General features: G+C 32.9%; 23 protein-coding genes and 5 tRNA genes. 15 read left to right on the top strand and 13 right to left on the bottom strand.

Going from position 1 to position 20,141, the window contains the following annotated elements:
- Window positions 1–46 precede the first annotated feature (46 nt).
- The 10 genes from HZC47_02210 to coaBC all read left to right on the top strand — a co-directional run bounded on the left by HZC47_02210 (window position 47) and on the right by coaBC (window position 8,917).
- Window positions 47–889: a CBS domain-containing protein gene (locus HZC47_02210; protein ID MBI5679694.1), complete on the top strand. Its 843-nt coding sequence runs from the start codon at window positions 47–49 to the stop codon at window positions 887–889.
- Window positions 890–950: 61 nt separating this feature from the next.
- The gene (locus HZC47_02205; GenBank protein ID MBI5679693.1) at window positions 951–1,775 is read left to right on the top strand and encodes a CBS domain-containing protein; all 825 of its coding nucleotides are present in this window, start codon (window positions 951–953) and stop codon (window positions 1,773–1,775) included.
- Between the two features lie 39 nt (window positions 1,776–1,814).
- Window positions 1,815–3,029 carry an RNA ligase gene (locus tag HZC47_02200; protein ID MBI5679692.1) on the top strand — a complete coding sequence of 405 codons (1,215 nt, stop codon included), beginning with the start codon at window positions 1,815–1,817 and terminating at the stop codon, window positions 3,027–3,029.
- Between the two features lie 133 nt (window positions 3,030–3,162).
- Window positions 3,163–3,993 (top strand): prephenate dehydratase, encoded by an 831-nt coding sequence (pheA, locus tag HZC47_02195; GenBank protein MBI5679691.1) that lies wholly within the window; start codon window positions 3,163–3,165, stop codon window positions 3,991–3,993.
- A 7-nt stretch (window positions 3,994–4,000) separates the two neighbouring features.
- Entirely contained in the window at window positions 4,001–4,570 is a 570-nt protein-coding gene (locus tag HZC47_02190) for a hypothetical protein (GenBank protein ID MBI5679690.1), read from the top strand.
- A gap of 188 nt (window positions 4,571–4,758) precedes the next feature.
- On the top strand, window positions 4,759–5,301 hold the full coding sequence (locus tag HZC47_02185; protein ID MBI5679689.1) for a DcrB-related protein: 543 nt from the start codon (window positions 4,759–4,761) through the stop codon (window positions 5,299–5,301).
- Between the two features lie 68 nt (window positions 5,302–5,369).
- Window positions 5,370–5,933, top strand: a complete 564-nt coding sequence (locus HZC47_02180) for a hypothetical protein (protein ID MBI5679688.1) — start codon at window positions 5,370–5,372, stop codon at window positions 5,931–5,933.
- 113 nt (window positions 5,934–6,046) lie between these two features.
- Entirely contained in the window at window positions 6,047–6,742 is a 696-nt protein-coding gene (locus HZC47_02175) for a hypothetical protein (protein MBI5679687.1), read from the top strand.
- A 479-nt stretch (window positions 6,743–7,221) separates the two neighbouring features.
- Window positions 7,222–7,719, top strand: a complete 498-nt coding sequence (locus tag HZC47_02170) for a transcription elongation factor NusA (protein ID MBI5679686.1) — start codon at window positions 7,222–7,224, stop codon at window positions 7,717–7,719.
- A gap of 49 nt (window positions 7,720–7,768) precedes the next feature.
- On the top strand, window positions 7,769–8,917 hold the full coding sequence (gene coaBC, locus HZC47_02165; protein ID MBI5679685.1) for a bifunctional phosphopantothenoylcysteine decarboxylase/phosphopantothenate--cysteine ligase CoaBC: 1,149 nt from the start codon (window positions 7,769–7,771) through the stop codon (window positions 8,915–8,917).
- A gap of 147 nt (window positions 8,918–9,064) precedes the next feature.
- Here coaBC and HZC47_02160 read toward each other — a convergent pair whose 3' ends face one another.
- Window positions 9,065–9,208 (bottom strand): hypothetical protein, encoded by a 144-nt coding sequence (locus HZC47_02160; GenBank protein ID MBI5679684.1) that lies wholly within the window; start codon window positions 9,206–9,208, stop codon window positions 9,065–9,067.
- Between the two features lie 166 nt (window positions 9,209–9,374).
- Here HZC47_02160 and HZC47_02155 point away from each other — a divergent pair, with 166 nt between their 5' ends.
- The gene (locus HZC47_02155) at window positions 9,375–9,983 is read left to right on the top strand and encodes a zinc-ribbon domain-containing protein (protein ID MBI5679683.1); all 609 of its coding nucleotides are present in this window, start codon (window positions 9,375–9,377) and stop codon (window positions 9,981–9,983) included.
- Window positions 9,984–10,033: 50 nt separating this feature from the next.
- Here the strand turns inward: HZC47_02155 and HZC47_02150 are convergent, their stop codons facing one another.
- The 4 genes from HZC47_02150 to HZC47_02135 all read right to left on the bottom strand — a co-directional run bounded on the left by HZC47_02150 (window position 10,034) and on the right by HZC47_02135 (window position 13,374).
- A complete protein-coding gene (locus HZC47_02150; GenBank protein MBI5679682.1) occupies window positions 10,034–10,699 on the bottom strand; it encodes a fibrillarin-like rRNA/tRNA 2'-O-methyltransferase in 666 nt (221 codons plus the stop codon).
- A gap of 131 nt (window positions 10,700–10,830) precedes the next feature.
- Entirely contained in the window at window positions 10,831–11,691 is an 861-nt protein-coding gene (locus tag HZC47_02145) for a CPBP family intramembrane metalloprotease (protein MBI5679681.1), read from the bottom strand.
- Between the two features lie 116 nt (window positions 11,692–11,807).
- Complete coding sequence (locus HZC47_02140) at window positions 11,808–12,143, bottom strand: hypothetical protein (protein ID MBI5679680.1); 336 nt, start codon at window positions 12,141–12,143, stop codon at window positions 11,808–11,810.
- A 19-nt stretch (window positions 12,144–12,162) separates the two neighbouring features.
- A complete protein-coding gene (locus HZC47_02135; GenBank protein MBI5679679.1) occupies window positions 12,163–13,374 on the bottom strand; it encodes an ATP-binding protein in 1,212 nt (403 codons plus the stop codon).
- A gap of 181 nt (window positions 13,375–13,555) precedes the next feature.
- Between HZC47_02135 and HZC47_02130 the strand changes: the two genes are divergently transcribed.
- Genes HZC47_02130 through HZC47_02120 form a run of 3 tightly spaced genes read left to right on the top strand, consistent with a single transcriptional unit; the run spans window position 13,556 to window position 16,370 of the window.
- Complete coding sequence (locus tag HZC47_02130; protein ID MBI5679678.1) at window positions 13,556–14,461, top strand: dihydroorotate dehydrogenase; 906 nt, start codon at window positions 13,556–13,558, stop codon at window positions 14,459–14,461.
- A gap of 25 nt (window positions 14,462–14,486) precedes the next feature.
- Window positions 14,487–15,281, top strand: coding sequence for a dihydroorotate dehydrogenase electron transfer subunit (locus HZC47_02125; protein MBI5679677.1), 795 nt, complete (start codon window positions 14,487–14,489; stop codon window positions 15,279–15,281).
- Between the two features lie 54 nt (window positions 15,282–15,335).
- Window positions 15,336–16,370 (top strand): AI-2E family transporter, encoded by a 1,035-nt coding sequence (locus tag HZC47_02120; protein ID MBI5679676.1) that lies wholly within the window; start codon window positions 15,336–15,338, stop codon window positions 16,368–16,370.
- 57 nt (window positions 16,371–16,427) lie between these two features.
- Here the strand turns inward: HZC47_02120 and HZC47_02115 are convergent, their stop codons facing one another.
- From HZC47_02115 to HZC47_02080, 8 genes are all read right to left on the bottom strand, one after another.
- Window positions 16,428–16,871: a hypothetical protein gene (locus tag HZC47_02115; protein ID MBI5679675.1), complete on the bottom strand. Its 444-nt coding sequence runs from the start codon at window positions 16,869–16,871 to the stop codon at window positions 16,428–16,430.
- 162 nt (window positions 16,872–17,033) lie between these two features.
- A complete protein-coding gene (locus tag HZC47_02110) occupies window positions 17,034–17,441 on the bottom strand; it encodes a Holliday junction resolvase (GenBank protein MBI5679674.1) in 408 nt (135 codons plus the stop codon).
- 108 nt (window positions 17,442–17,549) lie between these two features.
- Complete coding sequence (locus HZC47_02105; protein MBI5679673.1) at window positions 17,550–17,855, bottom strand: hypothetical protein; 306 nt, start codon at window positions 17,853–17,855, stop codon at window positions 17,550–17,552.
- 175 nt (window positions 17,856–18,030) lie between these two features.
- A tRNA-His gene (locus HZC47_02100) sits at window positions 18,031–18,106 on the bottom strand.
- A 38-nt stretch (window positions 18,107–18,144) separates the two neighbouring features.
- Window positions 18,145–18,228: transfer RNA gene (locus tag HZC47_02095), tRNA-Leu, on the bottom strand.
- Window positions 18,229–18,256: 28 nt separating this feature from the next.
- Window positions 18,257–18,331 (bottom strand) — tRNA-Glu (locus tag HZC47_02090).
- Window positions 18,332–18,497: 166 nt separating this feature from the next.
- Window positions 18,498–18,571: transfer RNA gene (locus tag HZC47_02085), tRNA-Ile, on the bottom strand.
- Between the two features lie 4 nt (window positions 18,572–18,575).
- A tRNA-Asn gene (locus HZC47_02080) sits at window positions 18,576–18,648 on the bottom strand.
- 359 nt (window positions 18,649–19,007) lie between these two features.
- On the opposite strand from HZC47_02080, the gene HZC47_02075 reads away from it, so the two are divergent.
- Window positions 19,008–20,015 carry a radical SAM protein gene (locus tag HZC47_02075; protein MBI5679672.1) on the top strand — a complete coding sequence of 336 codons (1,008 nt, stop codon included), beginning with the start codon at window positions 19,008–19,010 and terminating at the stop codon, window positions 20,013–20,015.
- The last annotated feature ends 126 nt before the right edge of the window (window positions 20,016–20,141 follow it).

Raw genomic sequence — 20,141 nt, 5'->3', positions numbered from 1 at the left:
CAGATTTAAAATTAAGTAAAAAATCAATAACACCGTGGTGATAATGATGAAAGTTAAAGATATAATGAATGAAGAAGTATTTTTAATTCAAGAAAATGAACAAGTAAATCACGCCAGGAATTTAATGCTCAAACACGGGCTTAGCAGAGTTATTGTAGTAAATAAAGATGATAAACCAATTGGAATTGTTACAGAAAAAGATCTGATAAGAAAATTAAGAGGAAAAGGCCCAGCATGGAAAAGACGGCCATTAGATACAATCGCCATTAGAAGAGTCATGAGCAGCGATCTTACAACAATTAATGCTGAAAGCGATCTAAAAGAAGCGGTTGAAACTATGCTGCAAAATAAAATAAGCTCTGTCCCTGTTATTGACAATGAAGGATTAGCAGGAATAATAACAAAAACAAACCTCATGAAATACTACACATCAAAATTACCAAAAAGATGGAAAGTTTCAGACCTAATGACCACAGATGTAGTAACTGTAAACGAAAATCACACCATAAGTCATGTAATAAGTCTCATGGACGAACATAGCATAGATGGACTTGTTGTAATGTTTGATAATGAGATTGCAGGCATTATAACACCAGCGAACATTTCATTTGCCCAATTAGATGATCCTGAAACCGGCGTAAGTGTTGAAAGAATATACTTTGTAAAACAGGAAGAAAATGGGTCAGAAAAAAGAAAAGCAAGAGAAATATCCATGTTAACAGCAGGAGACATAATGACAGAAGATGTTGTAAAAATCAATGGAAACGATGATGCAGCAGAAGCAGCCCAATTAATGTGTAATAACGACCTCAGCCACTTACCTGTTGTTGAAGGAGATAATCTTGTTGGAATAATCACCAAAACCGATATAATTAAAGGAATTCAGTAGATTAGATGAATAACCTACAAATTTTTATATTTTTTGGAAATAAGAAAATGAGGGATAAAATATGCATGTAAAAGATATAATGAGCGGAGAAGTTGTTGTAATAGATAAAGACCAGAACATCCACGATGCATTAAAACTCATGAAAAAACATAAAATTTCCAGGTTACCCGTTGTAAATGGACACGGAAGAAATAATAAAGAGCTTGTTGGAATTATAACAGAAAAAGATATTGCTTTAAGATTAGGCTCATCAAAATATGGTAATTTACCCCCTTCACATTTCCATGTGTCCACAGTAATGACTCCAGAGCCAATTACAATAGAAAGCAATAAAAACCTTGGAAACGCCGCACAATTAATAGTTAAAAATAAAATTGGCGGAATTCCCGTTGTAGATGATGGAGAATTAGTGGGCATTATAACCAAAACTGATTTTGTCAAAACTTGCCAGGGAGTGCCCTACAATAAAACTCTAATAAAAGAGAGAATGACAACAGACCTAATGACCATTAGCCCTCAAGAAAGACTTGTTCACGCAAGAAGAATGATAATAGATGAAGACGTGGGAAGACTTCTTGTAATGGATGAAAATCGTCTGGAAGGAATTATAACTGCAAAAGACATTGCTCACACCATGATATCATTTAGAAAAGTTGTTCCAGACAAATATCAACCTGCAAGGATAAGAAATCTTATAATAGAAGACATAATGCCCCAAAATGTGAGGACAATTGAAGAGAATGTAACAATAGCCGACGCATCAATGCTAATGATAGATGAAGAATTCAGCGGAATTCCAGTTACTGGCGAAAACAGCAAAATTACAGGTATAATCACCAAAACAGACATCATGAAATTTATTGTGGAATTGGAGGAGGTTCACTGAATTTTACCCAAAATTGACTGTCCAAATTGTAAATCAAAGATGGATATAGATTGGAGGAGGAATAACTCCCTCAATAACTTTTTTTTTAACTGTCCCTCCTGCAATTTAGATTCCCATGTTATTGTTGAAGATTTTTTAGATAAAAAACTGCAAAAAATCCTCAATGTAAAAGCTGAAAAGCTAAATCATGCCATAAACAAAGGAATTATAAAATTTTTCCAATTCCATGGCACTCCTGCCCTGCAATTTAAAAAAGATGTAATTAAGATTGAAGCAGGGACTGTAATCTATTTTAAGGAGAAAATAGAAGTGATAAGAGGTTTTCCAAAGATTCGAAGAACATTAATGCTATCACCCACGCTTAAAAATCATTTTAAGGATAAAATCATTGCTGAAGAGAAAATGAATGGATATAATGTCCGTATAGCGTTAGTTGGAGATGAAATTGTAGCATTAACAAGACGGGGCTATATGTGCCCTTACACAACCAAAAAAGCTGTTGAAATTATGGATCTTGAAGATTTCTTTAATGATAATCCTGATCTTGTAATTTGCGGAGAAATGGTAGGTACAGACAATCCATATGTGTCCCATTATTATGAAGAAATCGGTAGTCTTGGATTTAGAATCTTTGATATTAGAAAAAAACTTTCAAACGACCCATTATCCATTAAAGACAAACAAGAAATCCTTGAAAAATATGGACTACCTGCTGTAAGAGTTCTGGGAATATACAGTGTTGATGAAGCACCTGATAAAATAAAAAAGGAAATTAAAGAAATTGGAAAAGCCGGAAGAGAAGGTATGGTCTTAAAAGACCCTGAAATGATTATTCATCCCTTAAAATACACTTCATCTGAGGCCCATGCTGACGAACTCAAATATGCGTTTACCTATCCATTTGACTTTGGAAGAGATTTCCTATTTAGTAGAGTCATAAGGGAAGGTTTCCAGGCATTTGAAAATGAAGAAAATGAAAAAGAGCTTCAAAAAAGAGCCCATCAACTTGGAGAATCCATTTTATATCCCATGATAGATACAATTAAAAACGTGGATTCAGGGAACCCTGCAAGCGAAGATATGATAATTGACATTGAAAAAGAAGAGGACACAGAAGCATTTATGCGCCATTTACATGACCTTGGAGTTTACGCTGTTCTTCTTAAAATCAAAGGTAAAAAAGCAGTTGTAAGGAGAATACACCAATCTACAACCGATAAAATTAACAATTTCCTAAAAGGTGGACTATACTAAATACTCATAAATTATAACTTTTTTAAATTAAGAATAATAATTGTCTTTTAAATATAATGACCATATAACATATTATTCCATCAATTTTTAGTCTAATAATTAATTAACAAATATTATTCACGGAAATTAAAATATGTCAAATTTAGAGAAAAGATGTAAAATAGGGTTTTTAGGTCCTCCAGGCACGTATGCTGAAGAAGCAGCATCAAAAATCTCTGGTGATCTCCTGGCATTTGATTCTATAATGGAAGTATTAGATGCAGTTTCAAATGGAATTGTAAATATAGGAGTAGTTCCAATTGAAAATTCAATAGAAGGCCCCGTAGGAGTAACACTTGATCTTCTTGCCCATGATTATAATTTAAAGATTAAAAATGAGATAATTCTACCTATAAGACACAATCTTCTTTTAAATGAAGGATCATCTATAATGGATATAGATTTAGTTTATTCTCATGCTCAGGCGCTTTCACAGTGCCGTAAGTTTATAGAAAACATGGGTGCAAAGCCCGTGGCAACACCCAGCACTTCCCAAGCAGCTGAAATTGTAAAGGATAAAAAAAACGCTGCTGCAATCGGAACACGTCGAGCAGCAGAGTTATACGACTTAAAAATTGCAGCTTCTAATGTTCAAGATTATAGTAACAATTCAACACGTTTCGTTGTTATAAGTAAACACGATCATGTTCCTACTAGTCATGATAAAACTTCGGCAGTTTTTTCATTAATTGAAGATAGGCCCGGTGGACTTTATGATGTTCTGGGTGAGTTTGCAAAACAGAATATCAATTTAACCAAAATTGAGTCACGGCCTTCAAAGAAGAAGCTTGGAAATTATATCTTTTTTATTGATTTTAAGGGACACCACGAGGATAATGAAGTAAAAAACATTTTAAATACCATTAAAACAAAAATATCATATGTAAAGATACTGGGTTCCTATCCTATAGAAGGGGATGATTAAGATAAGCATGGACAGAGAAAAGGTTATAAAAAGCCTTAAAGAGCTTGAAAACGAGTATAACAAAGGCAATATATCTAAGAATCATTATACTATTCAAAAAAGTCAGTTAAATCAGCAGCTTGATGCATTCAACGTTGCAGATCGTGTGCGGAAATTACAAGGTAAAGAAGTAGCTGAAAAGCCCATTGAAACTCCTACTGATGAAGAAGAGAATCAGGAATTATTTAAAAAATATATCACATCTCCTGGACTTAAAGAAAAAAATATAAACACGGAAAAAGTATCTCCGACCACAATGATTGCAGCAGCAGTATTGATTGCAGCATTTGTTATTGGTATTGGATTTGGGATTTACGCATTAAATATACCAGAAAACATTTCAGGCATATCTTTATTTACAAATGACAGTGCATTTCCACCTTTTGTTGTTAACAACACCACAAATATGACCAACACCACAAATACCACTAAAAAAATAAACATAACCACGACCCCTAAACCAGTTACCCCTACCCCAATTACTCCTACCCCCACTCCTACGCCAACCCCTAACGGAACCTGCTCCACCGCAGTTTAATCTGAATTTACAAACTATAAACATGTTAAACCCTAAAAAAACTAATATCTGTAAAAAGAATATGAAATTATAACCAATCATACCTTCAAAGTTTCAAAAACCACCTTAAATTTTCATATTTTAATTAAATGAAATAGAAAATTATATATCTGTTTTTCAGTTGATATTACATAGAAGAGGTTGATAGATTGAAAAAATATTTACTTGCAATATTCATTATATCCGCAGTAATTACGGCATCAGGATGTACAAATAGCGGGAATCAAACATCCAGTGTTAATAAGACCCAAATTTACAGTGGATCTGAATTCACCTTTGAATATCCTTCAAACTGGAAGCAGGCTACAAGTCAGGCTATAAACAGTACAGTATCATTTGGAGACCCCAGTTCTGCTGATGCAAATGGAAACACTCAGGTTAATGTTGTAATCCAAAAAGCAGTGAAACCAACAGGCACTACATTACAGAACTATTACAACGCCACATATGCACAATTTATGGCCCAAAATCTTGGTTTTAAACCAGTGAGTGAAGGGAGTATTGTAATAAATGGTCAAAGTGGTTTAGAAATTGTTTATAAAATAAATTCAACTGCTCCAAAGCAGCAAAGAGCCATATGGCTTCAAAAAAAGAATTTAATATATATAATACTTTGCAGTGCACCAGCATCCAGTTATGGCAGTCAACAACAAAATTTTGACACCATAGTAAACAGTTTCAAACTATTATAAATCATTCCTTTTTTTCAGAATCATTATTTACTAAATTTCAATTAAGTTAAAGAATTCCTGGTGATAAATTGAAGAAATACATAATTATAACAGCAATAATCCTTATATTTTCAGTTATTTTATCATACGGCTATTTAAATAATATTAGTCCTGTATTTAACAATAATTCTACATCTAAATTAACAAAAACATATAATGCAAATGGTATTTCATTTAATTACACTTCCAATTGGGAACAAGTTAATAAAACAGGTAAATATGTAATTGCATACATTATAGACCCCCAAGCTAATAAAACTGATGGTAAACCAGGAGCAGTTGTTGAAATCTCAAAAAAAGCTTCAAACGGCATTCCCTTAGAAAAATTTTTTGATGAAGTTAAAGCAGGTGCATCAGGGGTTCCCGGCTATAAACAACTGTCTGATGGGAAAATAACAGTAGATAATGAAACTGCTTATGAATTTGTGGCCAGTGGCATAGATAATGGCGTTGAAGAACAGTTTAAAACTATTTTATTTGAAAAAAATGGATATATATACATGATAGCCTGCGGAACACGAGCTCCCACCTATCTAAGTGATGAAGATAAAAATTTCAACATGGTAATTGAAAGTTTCAAAGTAACAGCCTGAACATTTTTCATTATAAATTAACATATTAGCCCATAAATCCCACTAAAAAAAAGAAAAGTATATTAATCTGTTTTTTAGATGATCTAATAGAATAAAAAGGGATAGTCACTTAAATGCCACTTAGAAAAGAAAGCAACAAAAGAGAAGTCCGGTTGAAGGACCCATTAAGAAGGGATAATAGCAAAAAGAGCAAGAAAGGCCCCTTAGATATCCCTCATAGAAAGGAAATACTTGCAATAGCTATCGCAGTTTTAATAGCGCTTTTAATAATTATAATAACTTCTAGTTCAACTCCATTTCAGCCTCAAGGAAATAATACATCAAATCAGGGAAACTTAACAATACCTACAAAGATCTACGCTGCAGGAGGCATATCCCTTGAATATCCTGCCCTATGGAACGTTACTGCTGATGCAATTATCGGATCCAATATGCAAATTATGATTCAAGACCCAGGATCTACAAATAACCCTAATGCTACTCAAATTGCAGCTTTTAATTTAATTAAAGTTCAAAAAGATCCAGCTAAAACATTAGAACAACGTAAAGACGAGTTTATCCAAAGTTTTAAAGATTCAGGGGCAAACATAGCACCTGTAAGCTCTACAAACACTACAATAAATGGAATAAATGCCACTGAAACCATATATGACGGTAATGACCCTAAATATCAAAAAATACACCTTAGAATAGTATATTTTGAGCAAAACAACATTTTTTACATAATGGCATTCTTTACCAAAGGATTAGACCTTGAAAGCCAAAAACCATACTTTGATATTATCCAAAACAGTTTTAAGGTTCAATAAGTCTATTTTTTATTATTTAAGCGTATTAATAGCTTAAAACGTTGGATTAATCTTAAATCATGTCCTTTACCTTTGAGTATGTCTTTAAATCATTTTGTATATTTAATATAAAAGGAAAAATATTTATTTAGTTTCCAAATAAAGTAAATATATATTAATAAACAGAATACAATATATTTGTTATACTATATTTGAAAGACAGAGTAGAAACCTAAAAGCTACCATAAAATCTACTTTTTATTTAAGCTAATTAAATGTAGAAAATAAAAAATTGCGTTTATACCCTGAAAGTAATATAATTACATTGAAACGTTTTGGGGACTTAATGAAGCTAAATATCAGGAAATAACAGGGTAGCATTATTATTAATTAAATATGACCAATTATGGGTCTTTTTGGAGGTTAAATGTCTGTAAAAGTATATAATTTTTAAATATAAGTTTTAAAAATTATCTATAACTAATTAGGAGGAATGAAGAATGGTATTGCCAGTATGCGATGTCTGTTTAAAAAGTGGAATGTTATGTCAAGGGTGTGAAAACAAATTAAAGAGTGGTGAAATCACCCAGCTAGACTTAGACATTGCTACATTACTTTTCAAACTTGGCGAAGGAAAAATAGGGTTTAAAAAGACGATTGAAATAGGGGACGTCGTTATAATAGTAACCGATAAAGACCAGGTTGGAAAGCTTATAGGGAAAAGTGGAAAGATAGTAAGAGCAATATCAAAAAAGGTTGGAAAGAAAGTAAGAGTAGTAGGGGAAGAATCTGACTTTAAAGAAATTGCAAGAGATATTTTAGCTCCTGCAAGAATTTCAGGGATTAACATAGTCTATGGAACAGATGGAGATGAAAAATACAAAATCAGAGTCATGAGAGAAGATTCAAGAAGACTTCCAGCAAGAATAGATGTTTTAAATGATATTGTAAATCAATTATCATCTGAAAAAACCGTTATTGTTATTGATGACCTTTAAATATTGAAATTTTACTTTTTTACTTAACCTTTTTTTAGAGGGACCTTAAATGGAAATTGTTCTTTGTGTTACAGGAAGTATAGCTGCAATAGAATCCATTAAGCTTGCAAGAGAATTTGCAAGGCATGGAATCTCTGTTAAATGCTTTATGAGCGATGATGCCTGTAAAATCATCCATCCACATACAATGGAGTTTGCAACAGGCCAGAAAGTGGTAACAGAACTTACAGGCAAAATTGAACATGTTAAATATGCAGATACCGATTTGATTTTGGTTGCACCAGCTACTGCTAATGTAATAAGTAAATTAGCTTATAAAATTGCAGATAATCCTATCAGCACTCTTTTAATTACAGCTTTTGGTTATAAAACCCCTATTTTAATGGTTCCATCAATGCACAATTCCATGTATAAAGCCATAAAAGGGAATATAGAAACCCTTAAAAATGAGGATATTAGTTTCATAAAGCCTAAAATTGAAGAAAAGAAAGCTAAATTCCCTGATATTGATGAGATTGTTTTACATGCCCTACGTGAATTAGGAAATAAAGAATTAAAGGGTAAAAAAGTTCTTGTAAGTGCCGGGGCAACTTATGAGGCCATTGATGAAATCCGGGGAATTACAAATAAAAGTTCCGGTAAAATGGGTGTTGAAATTGCCAAAGAAGCATTTATACGCGGTGCGGATGTTACCATGATTTGCGGGAACATGTCAGTAGATGTTCCCAAGGCATTTGATGTTGTGAATGTTGAATCTGTAGCCCAAATGCAGGATTCAGTTAGGAAATTAGTTCCTGATTACGATATTTTTATTTCAGCTGCTGCTGTTTCTGATTTCATCCCCAAAACAGATATTCAAACTAATAAAATCTCATCAAGCCAAGATTTAACCTTAAAACTTGAAAAAGCACCTAAAATAATAGGTGAAGTTAAAAAAATAAATCCTGAAATTTTCCTTGTAGGATTTAAAGCCGAATACGGCCTTTCACATGATGAGTTAATTAAATCAGCTTCTAAAAGAATTGAAGAACATGGTATTGACCTTATGGTTGCAAACGATGTTGCAGTTGAAGGTGCGGGCTTTGGATCAGATGAAAATCAGGTTATTTTAATTGATAAAGAGCTTATTGATGTTCCTTTAAGCTCTAAAAAAGATGTTGCAGCTCGAATTGTTGATAGAATTGTTTTAAAGATTTAATTAGCTTTTTATTTTGTTATTATATTTGAACTTGTTTTATTTTGTACTATTTTTAGGTATTACGAAGTTAAAATAAAAAAGGAAAATGATAAATATTACCTCAATACCAGTCATTATGTAAAAAAAATGAAAATAATGAAATCTAAATCATTCATTTTCTCCTTCATCTTCTTCAATCACCACTGCTCCCGCATAACCACAATCAAAACACTCCCATAAAGACCACATCTGGGGAATAACCCATTTAATATTGGTTGAACCACATTTAGGGCATCTTTTAATTTTAACCATTATTTTTTTCACCTCAAACCCATACTATTTAGGATTTAAACCAAGTTAAGTATTATTACCCTTTAATTGTCTTAATAAGTTTTTCTATTTGATTGTAATCATAAATAATAAACATATAAATCAACTGATATAAAATTAGATTAAAATATATTATTCGGTGGTTCCATTGATTTTTTGTCCTAAATGCGGCTTAAGAAATGAAGATGATGATGAAATATGCACAGCATGCGGCAGTAAACTTAGGAAAAGACCTAGATTTGCTGGCCAAGAAGAAAGAAAAGTAGAAGAACAAAAAAGTGAAGGAATTGCTACACCCACTAAATTACTGATAATTGCAGTCATTGTTCTGATTGCAGGTATAGGGCTTACCTATGGATTTATACTAAAATCAGGAGATATGACAAACCCATCACAGGCCTCAACACCAGCCACAGGAAATACACCCTCACAAACAAATTCCCAGGCAACATGGCATAAAATCGCATCTTTCACTGGGACTGGCGAAGAAACACGTACAGTGGATATAAAAGGAGACCATTTTAAAGTTATAATGTCTGCTGTGCCCCAAGTTAGCTATGATATCAATGCTTTTAGTATTGATGTTTTAAAGGGTGATGCAGGGGTTGCTACAGGCACAATAAACTGGGGTGCAACTGAAAAACCCGTTAGAAAAGAGCATGTGATTCAAGTTAAGGAAGGTAAAGGGCCGTACAACCTTTACATTCAGCCATCAGATATAGCAAGTTGGAGCGTTACTGTTTGGGATTATTATTAAGTTAATTAGAATAATGTTGTCTGAATAAGATTTTAGAGATTAATAACCCTCTAAAAACTGAATTCACAAACAAAAGCCATATGATCCTTTTCATAAGGCTCTAACTTTATTTTCTCAACTATTTTAAAGCCATTCGCCTTCAATTTTGATTCTTCCTCTTTAAAAATCTTTTTAGGAGCTTTAGTTACATCAATACTCCTTGCTTTAATCATTAAAATTCCTATTCCATCTTCTTTTAAATATAATCTCATGTTATCCATGAAAAGCTCGGATTGCTTGGGTTGGGCTACATCTGAATAAATTATATCCACTTTCTCCACCATGTTCATGTAGTTACGTGGTTTTGTAGCATCATCAAGTATTGGAATCATATTTTTACGTTGATTACATAATTCAGCCAGTTTTCGCATCATTTTTGGCGAAAATTCCACACAATAAATCAAGCCATCTTTGGATATATCTGAGATGTGAGAAGGCGTTGTTCCTGCTGATGCACCTAAATAAAGTATTTTAGAATCTTCCCTAAATGCCCATGTTTTTAAACCGTTTAAAATTGCTGCTCCAAGTTTTGAACGCCTGGGATCCCATATTCTGTATTCTTTATCCTTAATTTCAATTAATTTTTCGCCATATACCCTTATTCCTGGATTTAGGTTTTCTGTGGCTATACTTTCGTTGATCTTATAAACGCCTTGAAGTTCTTGAGTGATTTCCATTTATATTCCTCTAATTTTTATTTTATTAATTTAATAAGTGTTATAATATTTATTTACCTAAATTATGCCCTATATTTTGTTTTTATGCTTAAAATACTGTTTAATTATATCTTTTTTTGACTATAAAATATCTAGTATTCTTCATCATATTTTCTAAAATAGGGCGACACCCAGTACTTTCTAGGCCAGTTTCTGTAGATATAATACCCGATTATAACGCCTGAAAATATCATTAAAAATATTGCTAATTCCAGATTAGGAATATGCGTAACAGTGCCTGCTTTAGAGACTTTTGGGGCAAATGTGCCCAGCATTTGAGTTCCATATGCAATTAAATTATTTAACATATGACAAATAATTGGTACAATGATTGTTCCTGTCCTAATGTAGAGAATACACATTACAACACCAAAAAGAAACGCTCCCAGAATGTCTGCATGTAAAATTCCGAATATAAATGATGATACTAAAACTGCAGTTCTAATTCCCCATTTTACAGTGAATCTATGCAACATAACTCCCCTAAATAGGAATTCTTCTACAATGGGAGCTATTAACACTCCAATAATAAATTCCATGAAGTTTAGAAATGGAGCCATAGGGCTGTCTTTTAACGAGTAAAATGTGCTTGAACCTGGAACATAAGAAAGTATATCAGGGTTTATTGTGGATAAAATGTATATTCGAAGCTCTGTAAACCCTAAAGAAAGTATAATTATTGCAAATACGACTGCAATCACTTCTAACCAGTTGATATCATAAGGAATTGTTCCTACAAACTTTTTATAATTTACATCATATTTATTGAAGTTTAAAGTGATCCATAATGCGATTAAAGCGTAAAAAAACAATCCAGCGATAACAGCCTTTTCAGGACCGCCAAGAGATGGACATATCGCCCCTATAAACATGAAAAAGAGTATCATTCCCACTATAATCAATAATGCAATATATCTTACTTTTATTTTGTAGAATGCTGCTTCACTATCCATATAATTCACCCTTATTTAAAAGAAGATATTATTTATTATAATAAGTTTTCTTAATTTTTATATTAACTAAAAGAATTTAATAAAATAAAATAAAAAGTTTTTAGAGGTTATTTCCCCTATTTCTTGTCGTTATTATTAATACAGCTATCTTCTAAGCTTTCAACTGATTCTAATATTTCATCCCTTATTTTATGAACATTTTCTATGGATTCCAGAAGTTCCATCCGTGTTTCATGAACCTTTGCTTTTATTTCCTCAGATTCAGATTCAATACTGGCTAGAAGACCTTCAGTTTTATCGTGCTGTATCTTCATATATTTCTGTATACGGGTGAAATTTCTTTTAAGTCGTTCCTCTGTTCTTCTTGAAAATTGAATTGCAAAAAGGGCTAAAATTGCAGACATAATGCTTGAAATTATTGACAAAATATATAACGGTAACAAAACATCCAAAATTGGACCCTCCCTATCTTCAATAATAATCTTTAATATTCTTTTTATATTTATCCCGTTTTTTCTTCTTTTTAACACTTTTATCGTTCTTTCCACCTTTTTTAGATCGACTTGGTCTTGGTGGGAACGGATATTTCTTTTTAAGTTCCTCTAATCTTTCTTGAAGTTGTTCCTTTAAATTAGGGTCAAAATCGCCTGAATAAAAATCCTTTCTAACAGCAATAGCAATTTTACCCGCCAATACTCTTGCAATTTTGCCTTTAAGCCACCATTTAGCGCCTCTTATTTCCGGATATTGATATATAATCCCATGTTTAGGAGGACGCTCTCCGGTTTTTTTATGCCTAAATAGGGCTTTTTCAGCACCCATAATTTGTATTGTGCTTGATGGAAGCATGGATAGTTTTTGAATACTTCCAATATGCGCTATTAATTTAGCACCAAGCGAAGGGCCAATTAAATCACTTAAATTCGGCGCGACCTCATTCATTTTCCCTTCAACATAATCTGTAAGTGAATTTTTAGTATCTTGAAGTGATTTTAGAGAATTTGCAAAATTTTGGAGTATTTCAAGGTCCTCTCCCCCAATATCTGCACCAATACTCCCCTCTTTAATCTTTAACTCTTCTAAAAGCCCACTTTCTATTATAGCATTTCTATCCCCATACTCTGCAATGAGTTCCACATATTTTTCATTGCTTCTTATTTTAATTAGTTCAGGGAAGTGGATCATGTGCCATTCTCTGATTCTTTCAATTAATTTGCCTGTTGCTTCATCAATTTCATCTATTGTATTTATAGCCTGAATTAAATACATATCCTCTGCTTTTGAAGCTTCTTTAAGCTTGTAATTTACAATTTCTAAAGAAAGATTGTGTAAAATTTCTCTTAATTCATTTTCTGATTCTATAAATCCTACCTCTTCCAGCACACTTACCATGTTAGACCTTAAATAATTACCCGCATCGTTTGAAGTTTTAAATTCAAATTTAGATGCTCCTTTAATGTTTTTATACTTAGAAATGGCTAAATTTGTCTCTATTATTAGTGAATCACATTTTTTAGCATTTCTTTTCAATATATTTTCTTCCTCACGCGTTAAATCTCCTTTATTCATCTCATTCATTCGATCTTGGAGATTTTCTTTTTGGAAAAGTTCATAATCTATAAGGGCAAAATCTTCATCAAAGATTATAAAACCTGCAAAACAATTAGTAAGATAATATTTCATGGAATTTAATTTGTATTTACATGACTTTAAAGTTTATTTATTAAGGAGATAATTATGTTAGAAATTGAAATCAACCTTTAAAAAAAAGCCTTCGAAACTTATGTTTCGGGGCGCCAAAAATTCTATGAATTTTTTTGCGGTTGATCAAAATATCTAAGACCAATGTATCAAGGAGACAATTATGTTAGAAGTTGAAATCTGTAACATAAAAATGAGAAATCCCACCATGCTTGCAGCAGGCATACTTGGAAGCACTGCATCTTCACTTAATTGGGTTTTAAGGAGTGGTGCAGGATCTGTTGTAACTAAATCATTTGGATTAGAGCCAAATAAAGGTTATGCAAATCCTACAACAGTTGAAGTTACTGGTGGTGTTATAAATGCAATTGGACTTTCAAATCCCGGAGTAGATGCATTTATTGGAGAATTAGAAAAAATTGAAGAATCAAATAATGTTATTGCTTCTATTTATGGTTCATCAGCAAGTGAATTTTCCGAGATAGCTTCTAAAATTGAAAATCTTGTTGATGCTGTTGAATTAAATGTTTCATGTCCCCATGCACAAAAAGGTTGCGGAGCATCCATAGGAGAAGACCCTAAATTTACAGGAGAAATTGTAAAAGCAGTTAAAAAAACTGTTGACACCCCTGTTATTGTTAAATTAACCCCTAATGTAACAGATATCGTTGAAATTGCGTTAAGTGCTGAAAAAGCTGGTTGTGACGCCTTAACTTTAATAAATTCAGTAGGTCCCGGCATGAGAATAGATATAGACTCTGGAAATCCCATTCTCTCTAATAAATTTGGAGGATTATCTGGTCCTGCAGTAAAGCCCATTGCACTTAGATGTGTGTTTGATGTATATGATGCAGTTCATGTCCCCCTAATTGGGGTGGGCGGCATAACAGATTACAGGGACGCCATAGAATTTATGTTCGCTGGAGCAAGATGTGTTCAAATTGGCACCGCAATTATGTATAAAGGACCATCTATTTTTAAGGAAGTTAATGATGGAATTAATAAATTCATGAATAAAAATAAATACCAATCAATTGAAGAAATGGTGGGAATAGCCCATAAACAATAAAAATAATCAATATAAGGCTGATAAAATGCATGTTCCAAAAACCATTGAAATAAAAAGAATAATTAATGAAACTAAAACCATTAAAACATTTATATTTGATTGGGATACTGAAAATATATTGCCCGGCCAATTCATGATGGTATGGAATTTTAAAGATGAAAAACCCATGTCCATATCCCTAATTGATCCAATAAACAATGAAATAGGAATCTCAATAAAAAATGTAGGCCCATTTACAGAAGCAGTTCATTCCCTCCAAAATGGAGATAAATTAGGATTAAGAGGACCCTACGGACGTGGCTTTGAAATAGTAGGCTCAAAAATCCTTGCAATTGGTGGAGGAGTGGGAATGGCACCAATTTCAGCATTTGTTAGTGAAGCCCGACGCATGGACGTAGATATAGATGTAATAACCGCAGCCACAACTAAAGATGAACTATTATTTATGGATAAACTTAAATCAACTGATATAACCCCCTATGCATGCACAGATGATGGAAGCTTCGGATTTTGCGGATTCGCCACAGAATATATGGAAAAAATAATTGAAGATAAAGATTATGATATGGTGGTGACCTGTGGTCCTGAAGTAATGATGAAAGGCATCTTCGATATCGTAGAAAGGCTCAAAATCCCTGCCCAGTTTTCATTGGAACGATACATGAAATGCGGAATGGGAATCTGTGGACAATGCTGCGTCGATGACATTGGTTGGAGAGTTTGTGTTGAAGGTCCTGTGTTTTGGAGTGATGAAATCAGGTTAATTTCAGAATTTGGAAAATATAAAAGAGATGCTTCAGGTATAAAACATAAAATTTAATTTCTGTTTATAAAAAACTAAATAAAATTGTAATAAGGATAAAAAGTGAATACAATGATTTATAAACTAAGAGGAACTGTTACTTCAGCTGTTTTTATTATTTCAGCCCTGCTCATCATCTCATTTTTTGTATTAACTCCCATGATAAGTATGATTATTCTTGGCGCCGTATTTGCCTATGTAATTCGCCCCATATCCAATAAAATGTTGCCCCACATAAAATTTGAAACCATATCCATAATACTTGCAATGATAATAGTTATTCTCCCCTTAATCTTGATTATGGTAATAATAATAAACTCCCTTATAGAATCTACCCCTGCAATTGTTGCCATTGCAAAAAATGCTAATTTAAGTAGTGTAAATTCAGGTACAGTTCAATATTATCTGCCTACAGGGTTTAAAACATATGCTGATTCCCTCATAAGCAGCTTTAAATTAGGTTTAGAAGAAGTTTTAAAATATACCTTAAACTATATAGTTACCTATTTAAGTTCTATTCCCACCATTGCCTTCCAACTGTTCATATTCTTTGCATCTACGTTCTATTTTGCAAAAGATGGAGATAAACTATGGGAATACATTAATTTCACCATTCCCCAAAACAGAACACATTACTTTGATGCTCTTTTTAGCGAAACAGAAAAAGTTTTAAAGAGCATATTTTTCGGGCATTTCTTTACAGCTCTTTTAACCGGAATATTGGGTGGTGTCGGGTTCTGGCTCATAGGCTATCCTTTCGCCTCATTTTTAGGAATATTAACCGGATTCTTCCAGCTTATACCATTTATTGGACACTGGCCACTTCCAATTATCCTTGCAGCCTACAGTATTCTAACTGGAAACTATTTACAGGCATTTGCAGTTATAATATTAGGATTCTTGATGAGTGCAATTGATATTTATATAAGGCCTAAAATATCCAGCAAATATGCAGATATCCATCCCTTGATATTTATGTTAGGATTCCTCTGTGGACCTCTTGTATTTGGATTATCTGGTTTTATTATAGGCCCTTTAATTTTAGGGGTTACATATGCTGCAGTTAAAGCATATAAAAAAGATAAAGAAGCTGTTAATTCACAGTAATCATAATATTAAAAATTTAAAATAAAAAAAATAAGTTTTCCTGTTTTTTGCAGGAAGTTATACTAATTTTATTTCTATTGAATTAGAAGTTTTTGTATGTTTAGCGCCGTTAGCACCATTGAATTTAACGCTGAATCCACCTATGAAGAACGGGTTAGATACTGTGGCGTCAGGCCCAAAATCTGCTTGAACTTCTGCATCTGTGGGTATATATATACTAGCACTGCCTTTCTTGGTTTCTCCAGGTTTTATTGTTCCCAGATTCTGTTCAAAGTCCTGACTGTCAATTTGAACATTGTAAACAGTTTCAGAGCCTTTATTTGAAACTTCATATTGAATAGTTACATTCATACCTTTTTTGGCTGTTTCTGGTCCTTTTTGAATGGCTACTACATCAATAGCCTTAGCAGAAGTTGTATTATGCTGGACAGTGGTATTATTTTGCTGGGAAGTCTGATTTCCCTGTTGTGTGCATCCAGATGCAAAAACAACAATTGCCATAATTGCAATTATAAACACAATTCCTATCTTTTTATCCGTTTTAATCCCTCCTTAAACCCTAATTATGGTCATACTCCAATATAAAATGATCAGTTTATAGTTTAAAACATAGAAAATAAGAAATTTTAAGTGTTTAAAAATATAAAAATAATCATTGGTTTGTTAAAATTTAACCTGTTTATCTCTTCCAATTAATTCATCGAATTCTAAACCTTTAGAAAATGCTAAATCCACATCAACTTTGAAATTTTCTCCCCTAGTTTTACTTAGATCATCTATACGTACAAAACGCCATTTTTTATTTTTAAATTTAGCTCCAAGGAATGGTTCAGCCCCAAAAATCTTTGAAAATTCTATTAATCCACTAATTTTTTCAGAATCAATATATATTTGATCTGCAGAGCTTGATTTAACTTCAATTGCCAGATAAATCTTCCCATTACCTGCAATAATATCTGGAAGAGGTTTTTTAGTTGCTCCACCAGACGCTGGCGCCCTCATAGCAGCGCAATCAGCATCCCATAACATTTTAACCAATTCACGTTCTACGCGTGACCCTTTTTTATTCATAATATCAAGAATATCCATTTAGTTTCTGTAAATATCGGTAATTTAAAACAAGTATAATTTAATTTTAAGAGTATATAACCTTTGATCCTAATTAGAAAAAAGTTTTTTTTATTTAAGATCACAATACTCAATTCTTAAAGCTTGAAATGTACCATTTGAACCAAATGCATTTATCCATTCTATTCTTGCATCTTTAGCCATTAAGTTTAGATCTAAAAAAATAATATCCACTGTAATTCCCACACGTGTATCTTCATGATTTTCAGTCACAAAATTTGAAAATGAGCCTTTATAACTATATCTATTCTTTAAAAACCACTGCGTAACACTTACTCCGTCCATGTAGCCTATTAACTTGCCTTCATGTAAAACATTACATTTAATTGAATTACATGTCCTTTCCATTTTTAACATAAAAACCTCATCTTACGATATTTTTAGGTCATTGAACAATTTTATAATTAACATTATTACCTATAATAAATTTTTCTAATTATTCTGGTTTTTTGTAAGTTGAATAGATATAAATTTAAAAATAATGAATGTAAAATCATTTAAAACAAGGATTAAAAGAAAATGAACGTTATAATGGGGCCGGGGCCGAGATTCGAACCCGAGTCGCGGGATCCACAGTCCCGTAGGATAACCACCTACCCCACCCCGGCACTGAATGATTTATAATCTTAATTTGAAATGTGTTTAATGCGGGAGCAGGGATTCGAACCCTGGTAGGCCTACGCCAACGGGTCCTAAGCCCGTCCCCTTTGGCCAGCTCGGGCACCCCCGCTAGCTGTAAGTTTATTAGTTAAGAAGAATGCTCCGGCCGGGATTCGAACCCGAGTCTTCGGCTCGAAAGGCCGAAATGATTGGCCGGACTACACCACCGGAGCTTATGAATTTTTTATTCATAGCCAGAAATCATAGATTTCTATGGCTTACAAATATTCTATTTGTGCTTTCAAAATCCAAGATTTTGACAGCATGCAAAGTTTTATTTTTGCTGCATGAAAATATATAATTTTCGTTAGCTTACGAATATACGATTGTTTTTGGAAATGGGCCCAATGGGATTCGAACCCATGGCCGCCCGGTTATGAGCCGGGCGCTCTACCTGGCTAAGCTATGGGCCCACAGCGCCGCCGGCAGGACTCGAACCTGCGACCAATCGGTTAACAGCCGAACGCTCTACCTACTGAGCTACGGCGGCCATGCCTAGCATAGCTGCAAACTACAAGCTAGCGGTTTGCAAATCACAAATCAAGGATTTTCAAACTTGAAACTCATTGTTTCAAGAGTTTAAAATATAAGCACATTTATGACGTATTTTTTAAGTTAGTGATTATAGTATATAAACGTTTTGGATATGTAAATCCACAGTATAACCAAGCATTGCATGCTTATATCATATAAATATTGTTATTAACAGGCAATATAACTTTATTTTTTTTATTTAAATAAGAGCAAAGATAAATAAAATTCAATACAACATTTAAAATATTTAGATTTTACAAAATTAAGCAAATTAACCGTGCCCCAAAACTCATTATAATATTAATTAGGTGAATTATGAATCTCATAAACAAAATTAAAAACTTTGAAATCCTTGATTTAATGCAAAAAGCCAATAAAATCACTTTAGCTGAGCATGGAAATCAAATTACATTAGAAAGGGCCATATTCCTTTCATGGTGGTGTGATAAAGGCGATTGCCTATTCTGCTATATGTCCTCACAAAAACCAAAGATTAAAGAGCCTGCTAAAGCCCGACGTAACATAAACTCTATTTTAGCTGAAGCAGAGCTTTGCAGGAGAACTGATTGGAAAATTGAATTCCTTTCTGGAGGATACGGGTCTTTTAAAACAGAAGAAATAAGAGATATTTCCCAGAAGATTTATGGAATTACTGGAGAGCCTGTTTGGCTTAATATTGGAATTACAAAGGATCTTGAAGCTTATGGAGATGAGATTGCAGGTGTTACAGGTGCTGTTGAGGTTGCTAATCCTGATTTACATGACAAAATCTGTCCAAGTAAATCTTTAGAGGATATAACTGAAATGCTTGAATTTGCTGGCGAACTTGGATTTCAAAAGGCCATAACTATTATTTTAGGGCTTGGTGAGACCCCTGAAGATATAAAGTACCTACATGAAATGATACAAAAGATTGGAATTGATAGAGTTACGTTTTATTCCTTAAATCCCCATAAAGAAACTGTTTATGAAAATTCACCTCAGCCTGCTTCTCTTTATTATGCGGGAGTTGTTGCTGCAACCAGGATCAAATTTCCACAGCTTAAAATAATTACTGGAACTTGGATTGATAATCTTGCAAATATTGGGCCTCTTCTTTTAAGTGGAGCTAATGGACTTACCAAATTCCCTTTATTTAAAATGTTTGGAACACGTTTCGGAAAAAGGGTTGAAGAAGAAGTTTTTTGGGCTGGAAGAGAATTAATGGGGACTTTTACAGATTTTGATATGTTAACAAAGGGTGAAACCCATAGCTTAGAAATTGAACCATATATAAAACGATATATTGATAAGTGTCTTAACAACAAGATTAGTAATGAATAAAATTGAAACATATTTTTAGTGTTATATTCATCTAAAAAGTTAGTGAGTAATTTTTTAATTAAATTATAAAATAATGTTACTTTGCTTATTGTTTAAATTAGAGATTTTCAGGAGGAATTATTATTA

It is taken from the genome of Methanobacterium sp. (genome assembly GCA_016222945.1).
Taxonomy (GTDB): Archaea; Methanobacteriota; Methanobacteria; order Methanobacteriales; family Methanobacteriaceae; genus Methanobacterium_D.
This window is presented reverse-complemented; position numbering and strand designations above follow the sequence as displayed.

Bases quoted from the DNA above. Each gene is read 5' to 3' on its own strand.
- HZC47_02115 (MBI5679675.1), bottom strand. From the start codon at position 16,871: ATGGCAATTGTTGTTTTTGCATCTGGATGCACACAACAGGGAAATCAG.
- HZC47_02075 (MBI5679672.1), top strand. From the start codon at position 19,008: ATGAATCTCATAAACAAAATTAAAAACTTTGAAATCCTTGATTTAATG.
- HZC47_02190 (MBI5679690.1), top strand. From the start codon at position 4,001: ATGGACAGAGAAAAGGTTATAAAAAGCCTTAAAGAGCTTGAAAACGAG.
- HZC47_02175 (MBI5679687.1), top strand. From the start codon at position 6,047: ATGCCACTTAGAAAAGAAAGCAACAAAAGAGAAGTCCGGTTGAAGGAC.
- coaBC (MBI5679685.1), top strand. From the start codon at position 7,769: ATGGAAATTGTTCTTTGTGTTACAGGAAGTATAGCTGCAATAGAATCC.
- HZC47_02210 (MBI5679694.1), top strand. From the start codon at position 47: ATGAAAGTTAAAGATATAATGAATGAAGAAGTATTTTTAATTCAAGAA.
- HZC47_02170 (MBI5679686.1), top strand. From the start codon at position 7,222: ATGGTATTGCCAGTATGCGATGTCTGTTTAAAAAGTGGAATGTTATGT.
- HZC47_02145 (MBI5679681.1), bottom strand. From the start codon at position 11,691: ATGGATAGTGAAGCAGCATTCTACAAAATAAAAGTAAGATATATTGCA.
- HZC47_02205 (MBI5679693.1), top strand. From the start codon at position 951: ATGCATGTAAAAGATATAATGAGCGGAGAAGTTGTTGTAATAGATAAA.
- HZC47_02135 (MBI5679679.1), bottom strand. From the start codon at position 13,374: ATGAAATATTATCTTACTAATTGTTTTGCAGGTTTTATAATCTTTGAT.
- HZC47_02150 (MBI5679682.1), bottom strand. From the start codon at position 10,699: ATGGAAATCACTCAAGAACTTCAAGGCGTTTATAAGATCAACGAAAGT.
- HZC47_02105 (MBI5679673.1), bottom strand. From the start codon at position 17,855: ATGTTAAAAATGGAAAGGACATGTAATTCAATTAAATGTAATGTTTTA.
- HZC47_02125 (MBI5679677.1), top strand. From the start codon at position 14,487: ATGCATGTTCCAAAAACCATTGAAATAAAAAGAATAATTAATGAAACT.
- HZC47_02160 (MBI5679684.1), bottom strand. From the start codon at position 9,208: ATGGTTAAAATTAAAAGATGCCCTAAATGTGGTTCAACCAATATTAAA.
- HZC47_02120 (MBI5679676.1), top strand. From the start codon at position 15,336: ATGATTTATAAACTAAGAGGAACTGTTACTTCAGCTGTTTTTATTATT.
- HZC47_02200 (MBI5679692.1), top strand. From the start codon at position 1,815: ATGGATATAGATTGGAGGAGGAATAACTCCCTCAATAACTTTTTTTTT.
- HZC47_02110 (MBI5679674.1), bottom strand. From the start codon at position 17,441: ATGAATAAAAAAGGGTCACGCGTAGAACGTGAATTGGTTAAAATGTTA.
- HZC47_02130 (MBI5679678.1), top strand. From the start codon at position 13,556: ATGTTAGAAGTTGAAATCTGTAACATAAAAATGAGAAATCCCACCATG.
- pheA (MBI5679691.1), top strand. From the start codon at position 3,163: ATGTCAAATTTAGAGAAAAGATGTAAAATAGGGTTTTTAGGTCCTCCA.